The 1,133-nt window shown below is 47.1% G+C and carries 1 protein-coding gene; it reads right to left on the reverse strand.

Annotation, left to right across the window (positions count from 1 at the left end; genetic code table 11):
• Positions 1 to 60: 60 nt before the first annotated feature.
• Positions 61 to 1,133, reverse strand: a 1,073-nt coding sequence (locus A3762_RS02465) for a GspE/PulE family protein (protein ID WP_197468957.1), incomplete at its 5' end; no start/stop codon positions are given.

Raw genomic sequence — 1,133 nt, forward strand, 5'->3', positions numbered from 1 at the left:
TACGCGCTGTGCCAGAGAGGCTTCAAGGAGATACTGCTGAATGGCGCTGGAATAGTCTGTTCAGCGACTGAGACTTGCGGGGGTTACGCGCAACACTTCGTCGATGGTCGTTTGGCCCGAGGCAACTTTGTGGGCGCCACTCAAACGTAAAGACTGCATACCTTCTTTTATCGCAATTTTGCGCAAATCCATGATATTGGTTTGGTCATGAATATTGGCTTTCATTTGTTCGCTAAGCGGCATCACTTCGTATACACCTGCACGACCATGATAACCGGTGTTTCTACACTCCAAACACCCGACCGGTTTACAGGCTTTCTCAGGTTGTTTGGTTTTCCATGGGCTGGTTAGTTCTGCCCAGTCATTGGAATCAATTACGGTTTCTGTCTTACAGCTTGGGCACAGTGTACGTACCAAACGCTGTGCCATGACACCAAGCAAGGTTGCGCGAATCAAATAGGGCGCGACACCTAGTTCCAAAAGACGGCTGATAGAGCTTGGAGCATCATTGGTATGCAAGGTGGATAAAACCAAGTGGCCAGTTAATGCGGCTTGAATCGCCATTTCAGCGGTTTCTAAATCGCGAATCTCACCAACCATGATGATGTCTGGGTCTTGTCTCATCAATGCTTTCAAACCATCTGCAAACCCCAGATCGATATTGTGCTGCACTTGCATTTGATTAAATGCGGGCTCAATCATTTCGATTGGGTCTTCGACGGTACTCACGTTAACTTCTTGTGTTGCAAGTTCGCGAAGCGTTGAATAAAGCGTTGTGGTTTTACCGGAACCAGTTGGGCCTGTGACAAGGATAATTCCATGCGGTTGGCGAATCATGTTCTGCCAGCGTTTTAGATCTTCATTCGCAAACCCGAGATCTGCAAAACTACATTGCAGCACATCAGGGTCAAAAATACGCATCACAAGCTTTTCGCCAAAGGCGGTTGGTAGGGTCGATAACCGAAGTTCGATTTCTTTGTCTTTATCGTTCTTTGTTTTTATTCGGCCATCTTGTGGTTTACGTTTCTCTGCAACGTTTAATCGGCCTAATATTTTAAGGCGACTGGTGACGGCAATCCCGACCTTAGCGGGAAATTCGTATACGGGATGAAGAACGCCATCGATTCGGAATC

The organism is Oleiphilus sp. HI0125, from assembly GCF_001635355.1.